We start from the raw sequence: 16,040 nt of genomic DNA on the forward strand, positions 1-16,040 counted from the left end.
GAGGGCTGGCCGGCGGCCCCTATGCAGTCAGCCGCGCCAGCACCGAACCCCAGGTAAAGCCGCCGCCCACGCCTTGCATGAGAACGAGCTGGCCGGGGCGCGCGCGGCCTTCGCGGCGGGCGGCATCCAGCGCGAGCGGCACGCTGGCCGCCGACGTATTGGCGTGACGGTCCACCGTCACCATGAGTTTGTCCGCCGGCAGGTCGAGCTTGCGGGCAAGGAAATTCAAGATGCGGACATTGGCCTGGTGCGGAATCAGCAAGTCCACGGCGTCCAGGGGCACATCGGCTTCCGCGCACACCGCGCGGGCGGACCGCTCCAGCACCGTCACGGCCTGCTTGAAGACGGCTTGCCCGTCCATGCGCAGGAAGGGATCGCCGACCACCTCGCCATAGGCGACGTTGCCGGCCGCGCATAGAATCTTGGTCTGGCTGCCGTCGGCGTGCAGTTGCGCGGCAAGCACGCCCGGCGCGTCGGAGGCGGACAACACCACCGCGCCCGCGCCGTCGCCGAACAAAACGCAGGTCGACCGATCGTTCCAATCGAGAATGCGCGAGAAGACCTCGGCGCCGATGACCAGCGCGTGGCGCGAACGGCCCGCACGCACGAAGCTGTCGGCCGTGGTCAACGCGTAGACGAAACCGCTGCAGACCGCCTGTACGTCGAAGGCGGCGCCGCCCTTGATGCCGAGCTTGCTCTGCACCAGGCAGGCGGTGCTGGGAAACACGAAGTCGGGCGTGGACGTCGCGACGACGATGAGGTCGATGTCCTCCGGCCGCAGGCCGGCGTCTTGGATGGCCTGCCTGGCCGCTTCGACGGCGAGGTCGCTGGTGGTGACGCCGCGCTCGGCCAGATGGCGCTGGCGGATGCCCGTACGCTCGACGATCCAGGCGTCGGAGGTTTCGATATTGCGCGTGGCGAGTTCGGCGGCCAGGTCATCGTTGGACACGATGCGCGGAGGCAGGTAGCTGCCCGTGCCGGCGATCGCCGCATAGCGAGTGGTATTCATCAGGCGGAGTCCCCAGCCGCGTGCGGCATCGATACGGCCGCGTCGTTGTTGATTTGCGCACCCTGGCGTCCGGCGAGCTGCGCGCCCTGCTGGGTGATCTGCGCCATGCTTTGATTGGTGCGCTCCAGCAGCTTGCTGACCACGGCTTCCCGCGCGCGCCGCAACGCGAAACCGAAGGCGTAGGCGTCGGCCGACCCATGGCTTTTGATCACGACCCCGCGCAGGCCGAGCAGCGCGGCGCCGTTGTAGCGACGGTTGTCCACCCGCTTGCGCAGGCGGTTCAGAACAGGGGAAGCAATGGCGCCGGCCAGCAGCGTGATCGGATTGCGCTTGAATTCCTCGCGGATGATGCTGGAAAGCATGCGCGCCAGGCCTTCGATGGATTTCAGCACGGCATTGCCGACGAAGCCGTCGCATACGACGACATCGACGGTGCCCTTGAAGATATCGTTGCCTTCCACGTTGCCGTAGAAGTTCAACGGACTGGCCCGCAGCCGCTCGGCGGCCTCCTTGACCACTTCGTTGCCCTTGATGACTTCTTCGCCAATGTTCAGCAGGCCCACGCTGGGCCGCTCGCAGTGATCGAGCGCCTGCGCCAGCGCCGCGCCCATGATGGCGAATTGCAGCAAATGCTCGGCCGTGCAGTCCACGTTGGCGCCGAGATCCAGCACCGTGGTGGAACCGCCCTTCTGATTCGGAATGGAAGTGGCGATCGCCGGCCGGTCGATGCCGTCCAGCGTTTTCAGCACATAGCGCGAAATCGCCATCCAGGCGCCGGTGTTGCCAGCGGATACGCAGGCATCGGCGCGGCCGTCCTTGACCGCCTGCGCCGCCAGCCGCATGGAAGAATCCTTCTTGCGGCGCAAGGCCACCTCGACGGAGTCGTCCATGGTGACGACTTCGGAGGCAGGCACGATCTCTATCCGGTCACGCGGGACGTCCCGCATGCCTTCCAGCGCTTTTTCGATGGCATCCGGCAATCCGACCAGCAGAAGCCGGGCATCGGGAAACCGCCGGGCGAACTCGATGGACGCGGGGATGGTCACGGGCAGACCGACGTCGCCGCCCATGCAGTCAATAGCGATGCGTATCACGGGTGCCTGGTATCAGCGCCAGCGTAGCGATGCGAATCCGGGTCAGCGATCCGGAACTGCTTATTCGTCGCTCTTGGTCTTGATGACTTTGCGGCCGCGATAGAAGCCATTGGGGCTGATGTGGTGACGCAGATGCGTTTCGCCCGTGTTGGGTTCGATCGCCGTGGCGGGCGCGGTCAGGAAATCGTGCGAGCGATGCATGCCGCGCTTGGACGGGGACTTCTTGTTTTGTTGAACAGCCATGATGACTCCTAGAAACGGGGCGCATTGTACGCGATGCGGCCCGGTGTTGACCTCAATGTTTTTGCTTCAATTTTTCCAGCACCGCGAACGGCGATGGACGCTTGTCCGCGTCGGTTCCGTCCGCCGGATCGCCGGCGCTCGTCTTCAGCGGCCCGCCCGGACATACATCATGCCTGGGCACATACGGAATATTCAAAATCAGTTCGTCCTCGACCTGCTCGAGCAGATCGAAATGACGGGAACCGACGACTTTCTCAGGCGCATCGTCGATGACGTCTTCGCCATCATCGTCCCGCGCCGCCTCGCCGGCATCATCGAGATCGGCTTCACTCTGCACCAGCTGCAGACTGACCTGCGCATCGATGGGATGGGCGAACGGCTCCATGCATCGCTGGCAGATCAGCACAGGATTGGCCTGCACGCGCAGATGCAGCAGCGGCTCCCCCTGCCTTCCGGTTTCGCCGCGGACCGACCAGCGGACCTCGCCCGGCTCGCCGGCAGGCTGGGACGGCAGACCGTCCACCGCGCGGGCCAACCGCACCAGCGGCACACTGCCCGACGTTTCCTTGCCCAGCCGCGCGAATTCGAACGCGTCGATAATGCCTGCTCTGTTCGCCATACTGGTTCGCTGCCTCTGCTCGCCACCGTGATTTGCCGCCACGGCCTGCGACCACGAGTTTGCCGCGCCGGACTTTGGCCGCCCCCGGGTTTGCACCACGGGCCACGCACGCCGCACTGCTCATGCGCCAACATTCACACATCGCGAACGGGACAAACGGGCGAACGGGCAAATGGGGGCAGACAGGCAAAAGCGGCAAACACGCAAAAGGGCCGGACCACCGGGCGAACAAAAATCCCGCGAAAACGTTAGATAATACCGTGACTTACGTTTTAACGTCAAACCGCGATGCCTTCTTCGACACCACGCCTGATCCTTGCCTCGACCTCTCCCTACCGGCGCGAATTGCTCAACCGGCTTCGCCTGCCTTTCGAAACCGTCGCCCCCGGTGTGGACGAAACCCCGCGGCCCGGCGAGCGGCCCCAGGATCTGGCGGTACGGCTGGCGATAGCCAAGGCGGCTGCGGTTTCCGCGGCGCGGCCGGGGTCCGTGGTGATCGGCTCCGATCAGGTAGCCACGGTCGACGGCGAAGCGATCGGGAAGCCGGGCGATTTCGAGCGCGCCCGCGCCCAACTGCGCAAGTTGTCTGGCCGCGAAGTCGCCTTTCATAGCGCGCTGGCGGTGACGGACGGCGCCCGCACCTTGCATGGCGACGTCGTGACGCGCTGCCGCTTCCGGCGATTGACGGACGCGGCCATCGACGCCTATCTCCTGGCGGAGACGCCTTACGATACGGCCGGCAGCGCCAAAGCGGAAGGACTGGGCATTGCCCTGATGGAAAGCATCCAGAGCGACGATCCCACCGCGATCATCGGCCTGCCGCTTATCGCCCTGACGGGCATGCTGGCGGAGTTCGGCCTGGACCCGCTGGCGGCGGAGCGCGCGCAATGAGCGCCCCGTCCTCCGACGCGGGGCGCGGCGGCGCAGGCCAGCCCGGGCAATTGCACCTGATACCGGTGGGACTGGGCGAATCGCCGGTGGGCCGCTGGCTGCCTCCGGAGGTACAGGCCCTGGCTGCGCGCTTGAACACCTATATCGCGGAAAACGCCAAGACCGCGCGCGCTTTCCTGAAACAGGTAGGGGCAATCCGCCCCTTGCAGGACATCGTCATCCATACCCTGACGGACAGGACCGACGCCGGCCAAATCCAGGATTGGCTGCAGCCGCTGAAACACGGCGGAGAAATGGGGCTCGTGTCGGAAGCAGGCTGTCCGGCGGTAGCCGACCCCGGCGCCCGCGTCGCGGATATCGCGCACGGCATGGGGTTGACCGTGCGGCCGTGGGTGGGGCCTTCGTCCATCCTGCTCGCCCTGATGGCCAGTGGCCTGGACGGCCAGCGGTTCGCCTTCCACGGGTACGCGCCCGTGGAGCCGAATGAACGCATGCGCCAACTGAGGGCCTGGGAACAGAATTCGGCGCGCGGCAACCAGACCCAGATGCTGATCGAAACGCCCTACCGCAATGCCGCCATGTTCGCCGCCCTGCTCGGCGCGCTGCGCGGCGACACCCGGCTGTGCGTGGCCCGATCGCTGACCACGACCGAAGAATGGATACGCACCCGCACGATCGCCGATTGGAAAAGCCGGCCGGCTCCCGACCTGGACAAAAAGCCCACGCTCTTTCTGTATCTTGCCCGGTGACCGCCCCGGCCGGAGGGACCGCGGGCGGCACAAGCAGCGCAACCGCGCGCGTTCGCCCGTTCGCCATGGCGCGCGGCCTCATCGCCCGATGCGGGTGCGCCGCCCTGGCGCTGTGCGTGGCCGCGGCGCTGGCGGGCTGTGCCCCGACTTACCCGCAGGGGTTGAAGGTGGACCGCTCCGTTAGCGCGAGCGCCCAGGACAGCCGGATACGGTTCATCGTCCTCCACTACACCTCCATGGACGACCATGAGTCGCTGCTGCAACTGTCGCGGGGCGATGTCAGCGCCCACTATCTCGTGACGGAGGCGGATCGCGTCCAGGTTTATCAACTCGTGCCGGAGCGCCGCAACGCCTGGCATGCCGGCCCCAGCAGTTGGTTCGGCCATACGTCGGTCAACAACGCTTCCATAGGCATCGAGATCGTCAACCCGGGCTACGAGAGGGGGCCCGACGGCAGCCTGCGCTGGACGCCGTATACGGAAGCGCAGATCCGCACCGTGATCGCGCTGGTGGCCGATATCGCCCGCCGCCACGGCGTGCGCCCGGAGAACATTGTCGGCCACGCCGACGTCGCGCCGCAGCGCAAGGTGGATCCCGGACCGGCTTTCCCATGGAAACGACTGGCCATGGCGGGGCTGGGCCGCTGGTACGACGAGGCGGCGGCACAAACTCTGCAGGGATTTTTCGAGAAAAACGGCGTACCGGATGCCAGCTGGTTCCAATCGCAGCTGGCGCGCGTCGGTTACGACGCGCCGCGCACCGGTGTGTTCGACGAAGCCACCAGGCGTGTCATCGCGGCCTTCCAGATGCATTACCGCCCGCAAATATGCGATGGCTTGCCGGATGCCGGAACGGCGGCGGCGCTGCTGGCGCTTCCCGCGCATGGATCCGCAATGGGGGCTGGAGCGGCGGCAAGCTGAGACGGCGCCTGGAAGCGGCAAGCCAGCGGCGGATGTACCGCTGAAGGGCCGGGGAACCGGACCAGGTGCGCCAGCACTCACCGGCGTTTGCTTTCCCGGTACGACAGGCCGGCGCCCCATCGGCCCGCCCTCCGACACCCTGACCGAATGAAGCCCGCCGGACTGGCCTGAATCCCTGGTGGATTTCTCGCAACCCGAGCCCATAACGCTCCGGAGCATCCTGGGCAGCTTGGTGAGGGCCATGACCAAAGGCCCCATCGACCCGCTTCGGCCGGGAGGCGAGCGTTGGCCACACGCCATTCCCTACACCCAGTTGGAACCCAGAGCCAACTTCGGCTGGCGCTGAGCCGTGCATCCTATGCGCCTGGCAGGCGGACGGCCAAGACCTGCACACCGTCCGTGACGGCCCGAGCCGTGCCGGCAGCGCGCAATCAGGCAGGCACGACCCGCGCCGCCCGCCTGCGAGCCAGCACCCACGCTACCAGACGCCACAAAAGCAGCAAGCCCAGCACGCTGCCGTAGACGATGGGCTGCGTGAAGTCGTGCTTGCCGGCCTTGTGCCACAGCAGGTGCAGCAGGGCCAGGATGCCGATGGCGTAGATAGCGCGGTGCAGACGCTGCCAGCGTTTGCCCATGCGCCGCATGGCGGATTGCGTGGAAGTCGCGGCCAGGGCCGTCATCAGCACGAACGCCGCGAATCCCACGGTAATGAACGGCCGTTCGCCGATGTCCTGCAACATCGACGCCGGATCGAAGCCCCTGTCCCACGCAACCCAGGACAGGAAATGAAGGAAGCCGTAGAAGAAGGCAAAAAGGCCGCACATCCGGCGCAATCGCACCAGGGCCGGCTGGCCGGTCAGGCGCCGCAACGGCGTAATGGAAAGCGTCACCAGCAGACAGACGAAGGTCCAGGTACCGGCGGAACGCGTCAGGAATTCCACCGGGTTGGCCGTCAAGCCGTTGTGCAGGCCCAGCCATATCCACCGCCCCACGGGGAACAAGCCCAGGGCGAAAAGCAACGGCTTGAACCGGGCCACGGCAGCGGCGGAAAGCTGCCGCACCGGACGGGGCGCGGCCGCGGCGTCCGTCGTCTTTCTGTTTGCCATCGTTCAGTAATTCGCGCGCAGGTCCATCCCCGTATAGAGGGAAGCCACCTGCTCATAGCCGTTGAACATCAGTGTTTTGCGCTTGGGACTGAAAATGCCATCCTCGCCGATACGGCGCTCGGTGGCCTGGCTCCAGCGCGGATGCGGCACGTTGGGGTTCACGTTCGCGTAGAAGCCGTACTCGTTCGGCGCCGCCTTCATCCAGGCGCTGACCGGCATTTTCTCCGTCAAACGGATGGTTACCAACGACTTGGCGGACTTGAACCCGTACTTCCAAGGCACCACGATGCGCAGCGGCGCCCCGTTCTGGTTCGGCAGGACCTTGCCGTACAGCCCAAACGTCAGCAAGGTCAGCGGGTGCATGGCCTCGTCCAGGCGCAGGCCTTCGGTGTACGGCCACTCCACTACGGGATAGCGCAGTCCGGGCATGGTGTCGCGCTGCGCCACGCTGACGAATTCGACGAATCGGGCATTGCCGGTAGGCTCCACCTGCCTGAGCAGCGCCGAGAGCGGATAACCGACCCACGGGATAACCATCGACCAGCCTTCCACGCAGCGCATCCGATAGGTGCGGTCTTCCTGCGGCGCGAGTTTCAGCAGCGCGTCGATGTCGAACGTGCGCGGCTTTTGCACCTCGCCTTCGACGGTGACGGTCCATGGACGCGTCCGCAGCGCCTTGGCGTGGCGCGCGGGATCGTCCTTGTCGACCCCGAACTCATAGAAGTTGTTATAGGACGTGACGTCTTCGTAGGAGGTCGGCTTGTCCATGATGGCGAACTGCCGATCGGGCGTGCCGGGCAGAGGGGCCAGTTCCCCGCCCTGCGGACCGGTCGCCGCGCGGGTGGCCCAGACCGGCATGCTCAGGGCCGCCGCGCCGGCCGCCGCCCTGGCGATCCAATCGCGCCGGGCGCGCCATACCGGTTCTGGCGTGATCTCCGAGGGAAGCACATCGGATGGCTTACGTATCAGCATGGCGATCTCCGGGCACGCAACGGTCCGCACGGACACGATGCAGAATAAGACAGGATTCTGCCGTGGCCGTTCGGGCACGGGATTCAATTTTCCGTGATAGAACGTCCGCGCGCCATGGGCGGCGTGCCGCCCCGAAGATTTTGCAGCTGCGTCCCGGCGGCCACGCGATGCGCCCTGGAACGCCGCTCAGCGCAGCCGGTTCAGCCCACCCGCTCCATCAGCCATTCGTGCAGGCCGGGCACGGACTCGACGACAGCCTGTGGGCCGACCGCCTCCAGCTCCTGCCGCGTATGGGCGCCATAGGTGACCGCCACGCCATGCACACCGGCGTTGGCCGCCATCTGCAGATCGTGCGACGTATCGCCGATCATCACGACGCGGTCGGGCGCGACCTGCAGCTCGTCCATGAGCTCGTACAGCATGGTCGGATTCGGCTTGCTGAACGTTTCGTCCGCGCACCGGGTGGCCGCAAAAGCGTCCACCAGCCCGCTGGCCGCCAGCGCCCGGTTCAGGCCCACGCGGCTTTTGCCCGTGGCGACGGCCAGCCTGACGTCGCGCGCCGCCAGCGCGGCCAGCATTTCCCGGACGCCGTCGAACAGCTTCAGCTCGGGATCCCGCAGCAGGTAGTGCACGCGATAGCGCTCCAGGAAGCGGGGCAGCATGGCGTTGGTCAGGTCCGGAACCGCGCGGCGCAGCGCGCTTTCCAGGGAAAGGCCGATGACCCAGCTGGCCTGCGATGCAGAGGGGACGGGCAACTCGAGGTCGCGGCACGCCGCCTGTATGGCGGCCACAATGCTGTGCGTGGAGTCCATCAACGTGCCGTCCCAGTCGAATACCACCAAGGAATACGGCATGGTCAGGCAGGCTCCAGGGTTTTCAGAATGTCTTGACAGGCTTGCGGCAAAGGAGCCTCCAGAGATAGCGGTTCCCCGGTCAGGGGATGCGCCAGGTCCAGGCGATGGGCGTGCAGGAACATGCGGGCGAAGCCCTTGCGCGCAAAGGAAAGGCGGATGGCATCGTCCCCATATTTGTCGTCTCCCACGATGGGAAAGCCGACGGACGCCAGGTGCACCCGGATCTGGTGCGTGCGCCCCGTGCGCAGCTCGGCTTCGACCAGGCTGAACTTACCGTAGCGGTGTTTCAGCGTGACGATGGTGTGCGCGGCCTGGCCGTCCCGGTCCACGCGCACGCGCCGTTCGCCGGAGGCCGTGGTCCACTTGGTGAGGGGAAGCTTGATGTGCTGGCGGTCGTTGACCCAGTCGCCGCTGACCAGTGCGTAGTATCGCTTGCTCCCCTGCCCCTCGCGCAGCATGCGGTGCAGCGCCAGCAGCGCGCTGCGCTTCTTGGCGATCATCAGCAGCCCGGAGGTTTCGCGGTCCAGGCGATGCGCCAGCTCTAGCATGGGCGCCTGGGGGCGTGCGGCGCGCAGGCGCTCGATCACGCCGAAGGCGACGCCGCTGCCGCCATGCACCGCGATGCCGGCCGGCTTGTCCACGACCAGCAGGGCATCGTCCTCGTACACGATGGGAAACTCGGCCGGGGGGACCGCCCGGGCCTCGCCCGGGTCCGGCAGCCGCAACGGCGGCACGCGCACCACGTCGCCCGTGTGCAGGCGATGATCGACCGGCACGCGGCCCCGGTTGACGCGGACCTGGCCGCCGCGGATCGCTTTATATATATGGCTTTTGGGAACGCCCTTGCATTCGCGGAACAGGAAATTGTCCAGCCGCTGGCCGTCCTGGGCGTCGTTGACTTCGACGAGGCGCGCGACCGGATCCGGCGCGGGCCGGCCGGAACGCGCGCCGGTCGTCGTCAAAGCCTTGGGTTTGCCGCCCTTCGCGGGGACGCCGTTCGGCTGCAAGCGGCCCTTTTGCGTCAGGGATGTAACGTCTTTGCGCATTGCGAAAAGCGGCATATAATCGGGACAGCCTTAAGGGGCTGAATTGTGAGGCTGGATGGCCGCCGGGCGTAGAGATGCAAGTTCAGATGCAATTTCCTGAGCAACTCCGTCGGGGGGCGATTCCGTCCGGTGCGCAGGCCGCTATTGTACCGCCTGCCAAATTCAGCGCCGGGGTCGTCCGGTCGCCGGCGCAATCGCGTCCCGCCGGGTACGCGAGGGCGACATTCCTGACGCGTTCCCAGACGGTGCCATTGCCAGCCGCGCGCGGCTCTGAAGCAAACAAGCAAGACCGTCGTATTAAAGCACCAGGTGCGCGCCGTACCCCTTCGCCGCACCTGTCGTTCACAGCAATTATTCGTCAACCACAATACGTGAACCTGACTCCCCTGCTGACCGAACCGCGTGCCATTAGGCACGACGTGCCCGCCTGACCGGCGCGGACAGGCCCGGGCCGCGCCCAGCCTTTGTCCGCACGCTTGCTCTGCCGCAGTCCGCAGCCCGGGTGACCCGAGGTCACGCGCCGATATCGGCGTGTCATGACAACGGAGAACCCTCTCATGAAGCGAATGTTGTTCAATGCAACGCACCCAGAAGAGTTGCGCGTTGCCATTGTCGATGGGCAAAAGCTCATCGATCTGGACATCGAAACCGCCGGCCGCGAACAGCGCAAAGGCAACATCTACAAAGGCATCATCACCCGCATCGAACCCGGCCTCGAAGCCTGCTTCGTCAACTACGGCGAAGACCGCCATGGCTTCCTGCCGTTCAAGGAAATCGCCCGCAGCTACTTCAAGGAAGGTGTCGACGTCCGCACCGCGCGCATCCAGGACGCCCTGCGCGAAGGGCAGGAGCTGATCGTCCAGGTCGAAAAGGAAGAGCGGGGCAACAAGGGCGCAGCCCTGACGACCTTCATCTCCCTGGCTGGCCGCTATCTGGTCCTGATGCCGAACAATCCGCGCGGAGGCGGCGTGTCCCGCCGCGTGGAAGGCGAGGACCGCCAGGAACTGCGCGACACCATGGAGCAGCTGCAGGTCCCGCCCGGCATGAGCATCATCGCCCGCACCGCCGGCATCGGGCGCAGCGTCGAGGAATTGCAGTGGGACCTGTCGTACCTGCTGCAGCTGTGGTCCGCCATCGATGGCGCCGCCCGCGATAATTCGGCGCCCATCCTCATCTATCTGGAATCGAGCCTGGTCATCCGGGCGATACGCGACTATTTCTCGCCGGAAATCGGCGAGATCCTGATCGATACCGACGAGATCGCCGATCAGGCTACCGCTTTCATGAGCGTGGTGATGCCGGACAACGTGCAGCGCGTGAAGCGCTATCGCGACGATGTTCCGCTGTTTTCGCGCTTCCAGATCGAACACCAGATCGAAACCGCCTATTCCCGCACGGTGACCCTGCCTTCCGGCGGCGCCATCGTGATCGATCACACCGAGGCCCTGGTCGCCATCGACGTGAACTCCGCCCGCTCGACGCGCGGCGCCGACATCGAGGAAACCGCCCTGCGCACCAACCAGGAGGCGGCCGACGAGGTCGCGCGCCAACTGCGCCTGCGCGACCTGGGCGGCCTGATCGTGATCGACTTCATCGATATGGAGGACAGCAAGAACCAGCGCGCAGTCGAACAGCGCCTGCGCGATGCCCTGCATTTCGATCGCGCGCGCGTCCAGATGGGCAAGATCTCGCGCTTCGGCCTGATGGAGCTGTCCCGCCAGCGCCTGCGGCCCGCGCTGAACGAAGGCTCGCACATCACCTGCCCCCGCTGTAACGGCACCGGCGTGATCCGCGACGCCGAATCCAGCGCCCTGCACGTCCTGCGCCTGCTGCAGGAAGAGGCCATGAAGGAAAACACCGCGGCGGTACACGCCCAGGTGCCTGTCGATGTCGCCACCTTCCTGCTGAATGAAAAACGGGCGGATATCGCCAAGATGGAAGCGCGGCTGAAGGTCAACCTGGTGCTGATCCCCAACAAGCACCTGGAAACCCCGCACCACCATATCGAACGCCTGCGCCACGACGACCCGCGCCTGGAAGAGATGAAGACCAGCTTCGAGCTGGCCGACGCGCCTGCCACCGAAGTGGCCTGGTCGCCCCGCGAACAGGAAATCAAAACCCGTCCCGAGGCCCTGGTGAAGGGCATCACGCCCGCGCAGCCCGCGCCTGTGGCTCCGCCCCCCGCCCCCGTGGCGCCCGCCGCACCCGCGCCGGCCGCCAGCGCCGGACTGGGCGGTCTGTTCAAGCGTCTGGTGGGCTGGTTCACTGGCGACAGCGCGGCGCCCGCTGCGCCGGCGCCGGCGCAGCCCGCTGATGCGAAGCGCGCCACCTCGCGCCCGAAAACGCGCACGCATGACGGCCAGGACCGCCGCGGCGAACGCCACGGCTCCGAGCGCAACCGCAACCGGCGCCAGGAAGGCCGCGCCGAAACCACCGAAGCGGAAGGGCTGCGTCATCATGTGCGCGGCGGCCGCCGCAACGAGGCCGAACAGCGTGCCGAACGGCCGAATCGTGCGGAAACCCAGCAGCGCGCCGAACGCGACGCCACCATTCAGGCCCAGGCCCATCCCGAACGCGCGCTGGCGACGGAAGCCGCCGATGAAGCCGCACCCGCGCGAGGCGGACGTGGCCGCCGTGGGCGTGGCGGCCGCGGCCGCCGCGACGAACAGGCGGACGCGCCGATGAGCGAGCAGGAAAGCATGGTCGCGGCGCTGGCCGAAACGGTCGCCGCCGCCCTGCCGCCGGAAAACGAGGAAGTGCGCCCCGCCGCGAGCGAAGCCGCTCCCGTGGAACTGGATGAACTGGGTCAGCCCATCACCGCAGAGAACGGCGCGGAGGCCGGCGCGGATCCGGAGCGCAAGCGCCGGCGCCGGCGCAGCCGTCGCGGCCGCCGCGCGCAGGAAGATGGCGCGACGCTGACGGAAAACGGTCAGGAAACCCTGGCGGAGGGCGAAGACAGCCTTGCCGCCGAGGCGCAAGCCGCGCTGTCGGAAGTAGCGACACCTGTGGAGCAGATCCGTCCGCACGCCGCCGCGCACGCGCCGGCGGCCGAAGTGGCGCAGGCGCGGCCCGTGCAGGCCGAAACGCCGGACTCCAGCACCCCGCAACCCGTGGCGCCCGCGGCGCCTGCAGTGCCCGCGCCGGCTGCGATCGTGCCTCCCGCCGTCCCCGCCGGTCTGGACGAAGAGGATACGCCTGCGGCAGCGACCGTGGCGACGCCTTCCGCAGCGCCTGTGGAAAGTTTCAAGGCCCCGGAAACGCCGGCCCAGCCCGAAGCGCAGCGTGCGCCGGTCGCCGCCCAGCGCGAAGAATCGGCCGCCACGCAGGCAACGACCACGCCATGGCCCATGCCGGCCCAGCCGGCAGCGGCTTCGCAGCCCGCGGCGCCCGCGGCTCCGGCTGCGCCCGCGGCTCCGGCTCCCGCGGCTCCGGCCGCTCCCCTGGCTAATGTCGCAGCGGTCCCGGCGGCGGCGCCTGCCCCCGCGGCGCCGGTCGCCACGGCCGAGGCCGCGCCACCCGAAGCGCCGGTTCAAGCCGAGCCGTCGCGGGCCACGCCTTCCCGGCAAAGCCTGCAGGACGTCGTCAGCGCGGCCGGCCTGACCTGGGTCGAGACCGACCCGGCGCGCCACGCGCAGACGCAGGAGCGCATGGCGGCCAGCTACACCCCCGTGCGCCTGGGGCGCGAGCGCAAGCCCGTCCCGCCTGTGTCGTCCGGCCCGCTGGTGCAGGTGGAAACCCGCCATTGAGTCCGGAGAACGGCTGCCCTTCCAAAGGGCAGCCAGCTTGCTCGTGAAAACGCCGCCGCTTCACTGCGGCGGCGGGTATCAAAGACCGGCTGGCGTGCTTTGCACAAAAAAAGGACTGTTCCGATGGAACAGTCCTTTTTTATTGCCCGCAGCGCCAACCCTGCGGTTGCAACGGCCGGATGCCGGCCCCGGACGCCGCCAGGACGTCTTCCGGCGTACTCAGAACAAGTGGGTGTACGTCAGTTGCGTCACGTCCAACCCCGGGTTCGGGGTCTTGATGCTGGCGTTCGAGAAGTGCGAGTAGCGCAGGCTGAGCCGGCTGGAAGGCGTCAACTGGAAGCCTACCCCGATGTGGTCGCCGAACTGGAAGGCCGTGCTGATGGTCTTGTCCGCAAAGCGCGTCTTGTTGAACACCGTGGGGCCCACGCCGCCTTCGATGAAGAAGCGCTCGCCCAGCCACCAGCGGAACATCGGGATGGCGCTGAGCTGCCATGCGCTGGCGGGATGTCCGCCTTCGTGCGCCCACCAGTACGAAACGCCCACTTCGCCAGTCAGGTCCAGACGGCCCCAGTTGCCGCCGAAGGTGTAGTTCCAGAGGGGCGGAGTTTCGTAGTTCGCCGTGGCGCGATTGTATCGTTCGCCGATACCCATCTGCAGACTCACGCCGCCGTTGGATCCAGGCTGCTCCTGGGCGCTGGCGATAGGCATCGCACATGCCATCGCCAACGCGGTCAGGGCGCCGGCAACGATCTTTTTCTTCCGACCATTTGTCATTGGAGAAACTCCAGCCAATAAGAAACAAGAAACCAAAAGATCAGCTAACTTATCAGAAAATTCCCCGACGGACCACGAAAGCGGCATAAATGCCCCACTCCCGCTCGGGGATACAGAGTTCCGTCAGGCGCCGGGAGCCGCCCTGCCGCCGCAGGGCGGGGCCGGCCGGCGTCTCGATCGAACAAGGTATTACACGCAGGCCGCGGCGCGCGCCATGGAAGCGGGATGTGCCAGGGCCGGCGGGATCAGGCGGTGACGACGTCCGCCGATTGGCGCGTCAGCAGGGCCAGCAAGCGGGCGATTTCCTCGCGCAATTGGCGCCGGTCCACCACCATGTCAACCGCGCCCTTCTGCAGCAGAAACTCCGCCCGCTGGAAGCCTTCGGGCAGCTTCTCCCGCACCGTCTGTTCGATGACGCGGGGACCGGCGAACCCGATCAGCGCCTTGGGCTCGGCGATGACGACATCGCCCATGAACGCGAAGCTGGCCGACACGCCGCCCATGGTGGGATCGGTCAATACGCTGATGAAGGGCAGGCCCGCCTTGGACAACTGCGTCAGCATGGCGTTGGTCTTGGCCATCTGCATCAGCGACAGCAGGCTTTCCTGCATGCGGGCCCCGCCCGAAGCGGCCACGCAGATGAAACCGGTCTTCTGCTCCAGAGCGGCGCGGGCGCCACGCGCGAACCGCTCGCCCACGACCGATCCCATGGAACCACCCATGAATTCGAACTCGAAGCAGGCCAGCACGGCCGGCACGCCGCGAATCGAGCCGCTCATCACAACCAGGGCGTCGGTTTCGCCGGTCTGCTTCACGGCTTCCGCCAGGCGTTCGGGGTACTTGCGGCTGTCCTTGAACTTCAGCGTATCGACGGACCGGATGTTTTGCCCGATCTCCACGCGGCCTTCCATGTCCAGCAGCGAATCGATGCGCGCGCGCGCGCCGATGCGCATGTGGTGATCGCACTTGGGGCACACGTGCAGGTTGGCCGCCAGGTCTTCGTTGTAGAGCACCGATTCGCAGGCCGGGCATTTCACCCAGAGCCCCTCCGGCACGCGGCGGGCACTGGGTTCGGTGGTCTTGTTGATGCGAGGAGGCAGGAGTTTTTCGATCCAGCTCATTCTGAGTTTATTGTCCTAATCAGGGATACGGCGTCAGGCCGCAGCGGTATCGCGTTTGACCTGGTCCATGGCCGCGCGGATGCCGCGCAGCCATTCGCGCGCCGCGGCCACGGCCGCTTCGTTGCTGCGGTCGGGCGTGGAGGCCGCGACCGCTAGTTCCATTGTTTCGATAAGTTTGCTGCCAATGACGACCGCGTCGGCTACCTCGGCCACACGCTGCGCGCTGGCCGCGTCCCGGATGCCGAAGCCGACGCCGACAGGGATGGGGACATGCCGCCGGATTTCCGCCAGCCGCCGCGCCACGTCGTCCGTGTCCAAGTGGCCGGCGCCCGTCACGCCCTTGAGCGAAACGTAATAGGCATAGCCCCGCGCCACCTTGCCCACCGCCTGAATGCGCGCTTCGCTGCTGGTGGGCGCCAGCAGGAAAATCGGCGCAATGCCGCGCGAGCCCAGCAGGTCGGCGAACTCCTGGACTTCTTCTGGCGGGTAATCGACCACAAGTACGCCGTCCACGCCCGCCGCGCCCGCGGCGTCGGCGAAAGCCTGCTGACCCATACGCTCGATGGGGTTGGCATACCCCATCAGAACGACCGGCGTGATGTCGTCCTGGGTGCGGAATTGCCGCACGGCGTCCAACACCCCTTTGAGGCTCATGCCCTGCGCGATCGCGCGCTCGGTGGCGCGCTGGATCACGGGCCCGTCGGCCATCGGGTCGGAAAACGGCACGCCCAGTTCAATGACGTCGGCGCCCGCCTCGACCAGTCCGTGCATCAGCGGCACACAGGCCGCGGGTGTAGGATCGCCGGCGGCGATGTAGGGAATCAGGGCGGCGCGGCCCTGGGCGCGGGCGCGGCCGAAGGCCGCGGCAATACGATCTTGGGAAGTCATGCTGCGAG

General features: G+C 66.9%; 15 protein-coding genes. 4 read left to right on the forward strand and 11 right to left on the reverse strand.

The window, feature by feature from the left end; translation table 11 throughout:
- Positions 1-19: 19 nt before the first annotated feature.
- Genes CAL13_RS14900 through CAL13_RS14915 form a run of 4 tightly spaced genes read right to left on the reverse strand, consistent with a single transcriptional unit; the run spans position 20 to position 2,965 of the window.
- Positions 20-1,009, reverse strand: coding sequence for a beta-ketoacyl-ACP synthase III (locus tag CAL13_RS14900; protein WP_086058084.1), 990 nt, complete (start codon positions 1,007-1,009; stop codon positions 20-22).
- Positions 1,009-2,103, reverse strand: a complete 1,095-nt coding sequence (plsX, locus tag CAL13_RS14905; protein WP_086058085.1) for a phosphate acyltransferase PlsX — start codon at positions 2,101-2,103, stop codon at positions 1,009-1,011. Before plsX ends, CAL13_RS14900 begins: the two co-directional genes overlap by 1 nt.
- A gap of 60 nt (positions 2,104-2,163) precedes the next feature.
- The gene (gene rpmF, locus CAL13_RS14910; protein ID WP_086058086.1) at positions 2,164-2,346 is read right to left on the reverse strand and encodes a 50S ribosomal protein L32; all 183 of its coding nucleotides are present in this window, start codon (positions 2,344-2,346) and stop codon (positions 2,164-2,166) included.
- A gap of 52 nt (positions 2,347-2,398) precedes the next feature.
- On the reverse strand, positions 2,399-2,965 hold the full coding sequence (locus CAL13_RS14915) for a YceD family protein (RefSeq protein ID WP_086072806.1): 567 nt from the start codon (positions 2,963-2,965) through the stop codon (positions 2,399-2,401).
- A 288-nt stretch (positions 2,966-3,253) separates the two neighbouring features.
- Here CAL13_RS14915 and CAL13_RS14920 point away from each other — a divergent pair, with 288 nt between their 5' ends.
- From CAL13_RS14920 to CAL13_RS14930, 3 genes are all read left to right on the forward strand, one after another.
- Positions 3,254-3,856, forward strand: coding sequence for a Maf family nucleotide pyrophosphatase (locus tag CAL13_RS14920; RefSeq protein ID WP_086072807.1), 603 nt, complete (start codon positions 3,254-3,256; stop codon positions 3,854-3,856).
- On the forward strand, positions 3,853-4,605 hold the full coding sequence (locus tag CAL13_RS14925) for an SAM-dependent methyltransferase (protein ID WP_086072808.1): 753 nt from the start codon (positions 3,853-3,855) through the stop codon (positions 4,603-4,605). Before CAL13_RS14920 ends, CAL13_RS14925 begins: the two co-directional genes overlap by 4 nt.
- 65 nt (positions 4,606-4,670) lie before the next feature.
- Entirely contained in the window at positions 4,671-5,525 is an 855-nt protein-coding gene (locus CAL13_RS14930; RefSeq protein WP_086072809.1) for an N-acetylmuramoyl-L-alanine amidase, read from the forward strand.
- A 431-nt stretch (positions 5,526-5,956) separates the two neighbouring features.
- Here the strand turns inward: CAL13_RS14930 and msrQ are convergent, their stop codons facing one another.
- From msrQ to CAL13_RS14950, 4 genes are all read right to left on the reverse strand, one after another.
- Positions 5,957-6,631: a protein-methionine-sulfoxide reductase heme-binding subunit MsrQ gene (msrQ, locus tag CAL13_RS14935; protein WP_086072810.1), complete on the reverse strand. Its 675-nt coding sequence runs from the start codon at positions 6,629-6,631 to the stop codon at positions 5,957-5,959.
- A gap of 3 nt (positions 6,632-6,634) precedes the next feature.
- Positions 6,635-7,603: a protein-methionine-sulfoxide reductase catalytic subunit MsrP gene (msrP, locus tag CAL13_RS14940; protein WP_086072811.1), complete on the reverse strand. Its 969-nt coding sequence runs from the start codon at positions 7,601-7,603 to the stop codon at positions 6,635-6,637.
- Positions 7,604-7,803: 200 nt separating this feature from the next.
- Positions 7,804-8,457: an HAD-IIIA family hydrolase gene (locus CAL13_RS14945; protein ID WP_086058093.1), complete on the reverse strand. Its 654-nt coding sequence runs from the start codon at positions 8,455-8,457 to the stop codon at positions 7,804-7,806.
- A gap of 2 nt (positions 8,458-8,459) precedes the next feature.
- On the reverse strand, positions 8,460-9,503 hold the full coding sequence (locus CAL13_RS14950) for an RluA family pseudouridine synthase (protein WP_086073672.1): 1,044 nt from the start codon (positions 9,501-9,503) through the stop codon (positions 8,460-8,462).
- Between the two features lie 557 nt (positions 9,504-10,060).
- Here CAL13_RS14950 and CAL13_RS14955 point away from each other — a divergent pair.
- The gene (locus CAL13_RS14955) at positions 10,061-13,249 is read left to right on the forward strand and encodes an Rne/Rng family ribonuclease (protein WP_086072812.1); all 3,189 of its coding nucleotides are present in this window, start codon (positions 10,061-10,063) and stop codon (positions 13,247-13,249) included.
- Between the two features lie 219 nt (positions 13,250-13,468).
- Here CAL13_RS14955 and CAL13_RS14960 read toward each other — a convergent pair whose 3' ends face one another.
- The 3 genes from CAL13_RS14960 to trpA form a co-directional block, all read right to left on the reverse strand.
- Positions 13,469-14,023, reverse strand: a complete 555-nt coding sequence (locus tag CAL13_RS14960; protein ID WP_086072813.1) for an acyloxyacyl hydrolase — start codon at positions 14,021-14,023, stop codon at positions 13,469-13,471.
- A 245-nt stretch (positions 14,024-14,268) separates the two neighbouring features.
- Positions 14,269-15,144: an acetyl-CoA carboxylase, carboxyltransferase subunit beta gene (gene accD, locus CAL13_RS14965; RefSeq protein WP_086058096.1), complete on the reverse strand. Its 876-nt coding sequence runs from the start codon at positions 15,142-15,144 to the stop codon at positions 14,269-14,271.
- A gap of 33 nt (positions 15,145-15,177) precedes the next feature.
- On the reverse strand, positions 15,178-16,032 hold the full coding sequence (trpA, locus tag CAL13_RS14970) for a tryptophan synthase subunit alpha (protein ID WP_086058097.1): 855 nt from the start codon (positions 16,030-16,032) through the stop codon (positions 15,178-15,180).
- Positions 16,033-16,040: the final 8 nt, after the last annotated feature.

It is taken from the genome of Bordetella genomosp. 9 (assembly GCF_002119725.1).
Classification (GTDB): Bacteria; Pseudomonadota; Gammaproteobacteria; order Burkholderiales; family Burkholderiaceae_B; genus Bordetella_C.

Bases quoted from the DNA above. Each gene is read 5' to 3' on its own strand.
- CAL13_RS14945 (WP_086058093.1), bottom strand. From the start codon at position 8,457: ATGCCGTATTCCTTGGTGGTATTCGACTGGGACGGCACGTTGATGGAC.
- CAL13_RS14925 (WP_086072808.1), top strand. From the start codon at position 3,853: ATGAGCGCCCCGTCCTCCGACGCGGGGCGCGGCGGCGCAGGCCAGCCC.
- CAL13_RS14920 (WP_086072807.1), top strand. From the start codon at position 3,254: ATGCCTTCTTCGACACCACGCCTGATCCTTGCCTCGACCTCTCCCTAC.
- CAL13_RS14950 (WP_086073672.1), bottom strand. From the start codon at position 9,503: ATGCGCAAAGACGTTACATCCCTGACGCAAAAGGGCCGCTTGCAGCCG.
- msrQ (WP_086072810.1), bottom strand. From the start codon at position 6,631: ATGGCAAACAGAAAGACGACGGACGCCGCGGCCGCGCCCCGTCCGGTG.
- accD (WP_086058096.1), bottom strand. From the start codon at position 15,144: ATGAGCTGGATCGAAAAACTCCTGCCTCCTCGCATCAACAAGACCACC.
- CAL13_RS14955 (WP_086072812.1), top strand. From the start codon at position 10,061: ATGAAGCGAATGTTGTTCAATGCAACGCACCCAGAAGAGTTGCGCGTT.
- CAL13_RS14960 (WP_086072813.1), bottom strand. From the start codon at position 14,023: ATGACAAATGGTCGGAAGAAAAAGATCGTTGCCGGCGCCCTGACCGCG.
- msrP (WP_086072811.1), bottom strand. From the start codon at position 7,603: ATGCTGATACGTAAGCCATCCGATGTGCTTCCCTCGGAGATCACGCCA.
- trpA (WP_086058097.1), bottom strand. From the start codon at position 16,032: ATGACTTCCCAAGATCGTATTGCCGCGGCCTTCGGCCGCGCCCGCGCC.
- rpmF (WP_086058086.1), bottom strand. From the start codon at position 2,346: ATGGCTGTTCAACAAAACAAGAAGTCCCCGTCCAAGCGCGGCATGCAT.
- CAL13_RS14915 (WP_086072806.1), bottom strand. From the start codon at position 2,965: ATGGCGAACAGAGCAGGCATTATCGACGCGTTCGAATTCGCGCGGCTG.
- CAL13_RS14900 (WP_086058084.1), bottom strand. From the start codon at position 1,009: ATGAATACCACTCGCTATGCGGCGATCGCCGGCACGGGCAGCTACCTG.
- CAL13_RS14930 (WP_086072809.1), top strand. From the start codon at position 4,671: ATGGCGCGCGGCCTCATCGCCCGATGCGGGTGCGCCGCCCTGGCGCTG.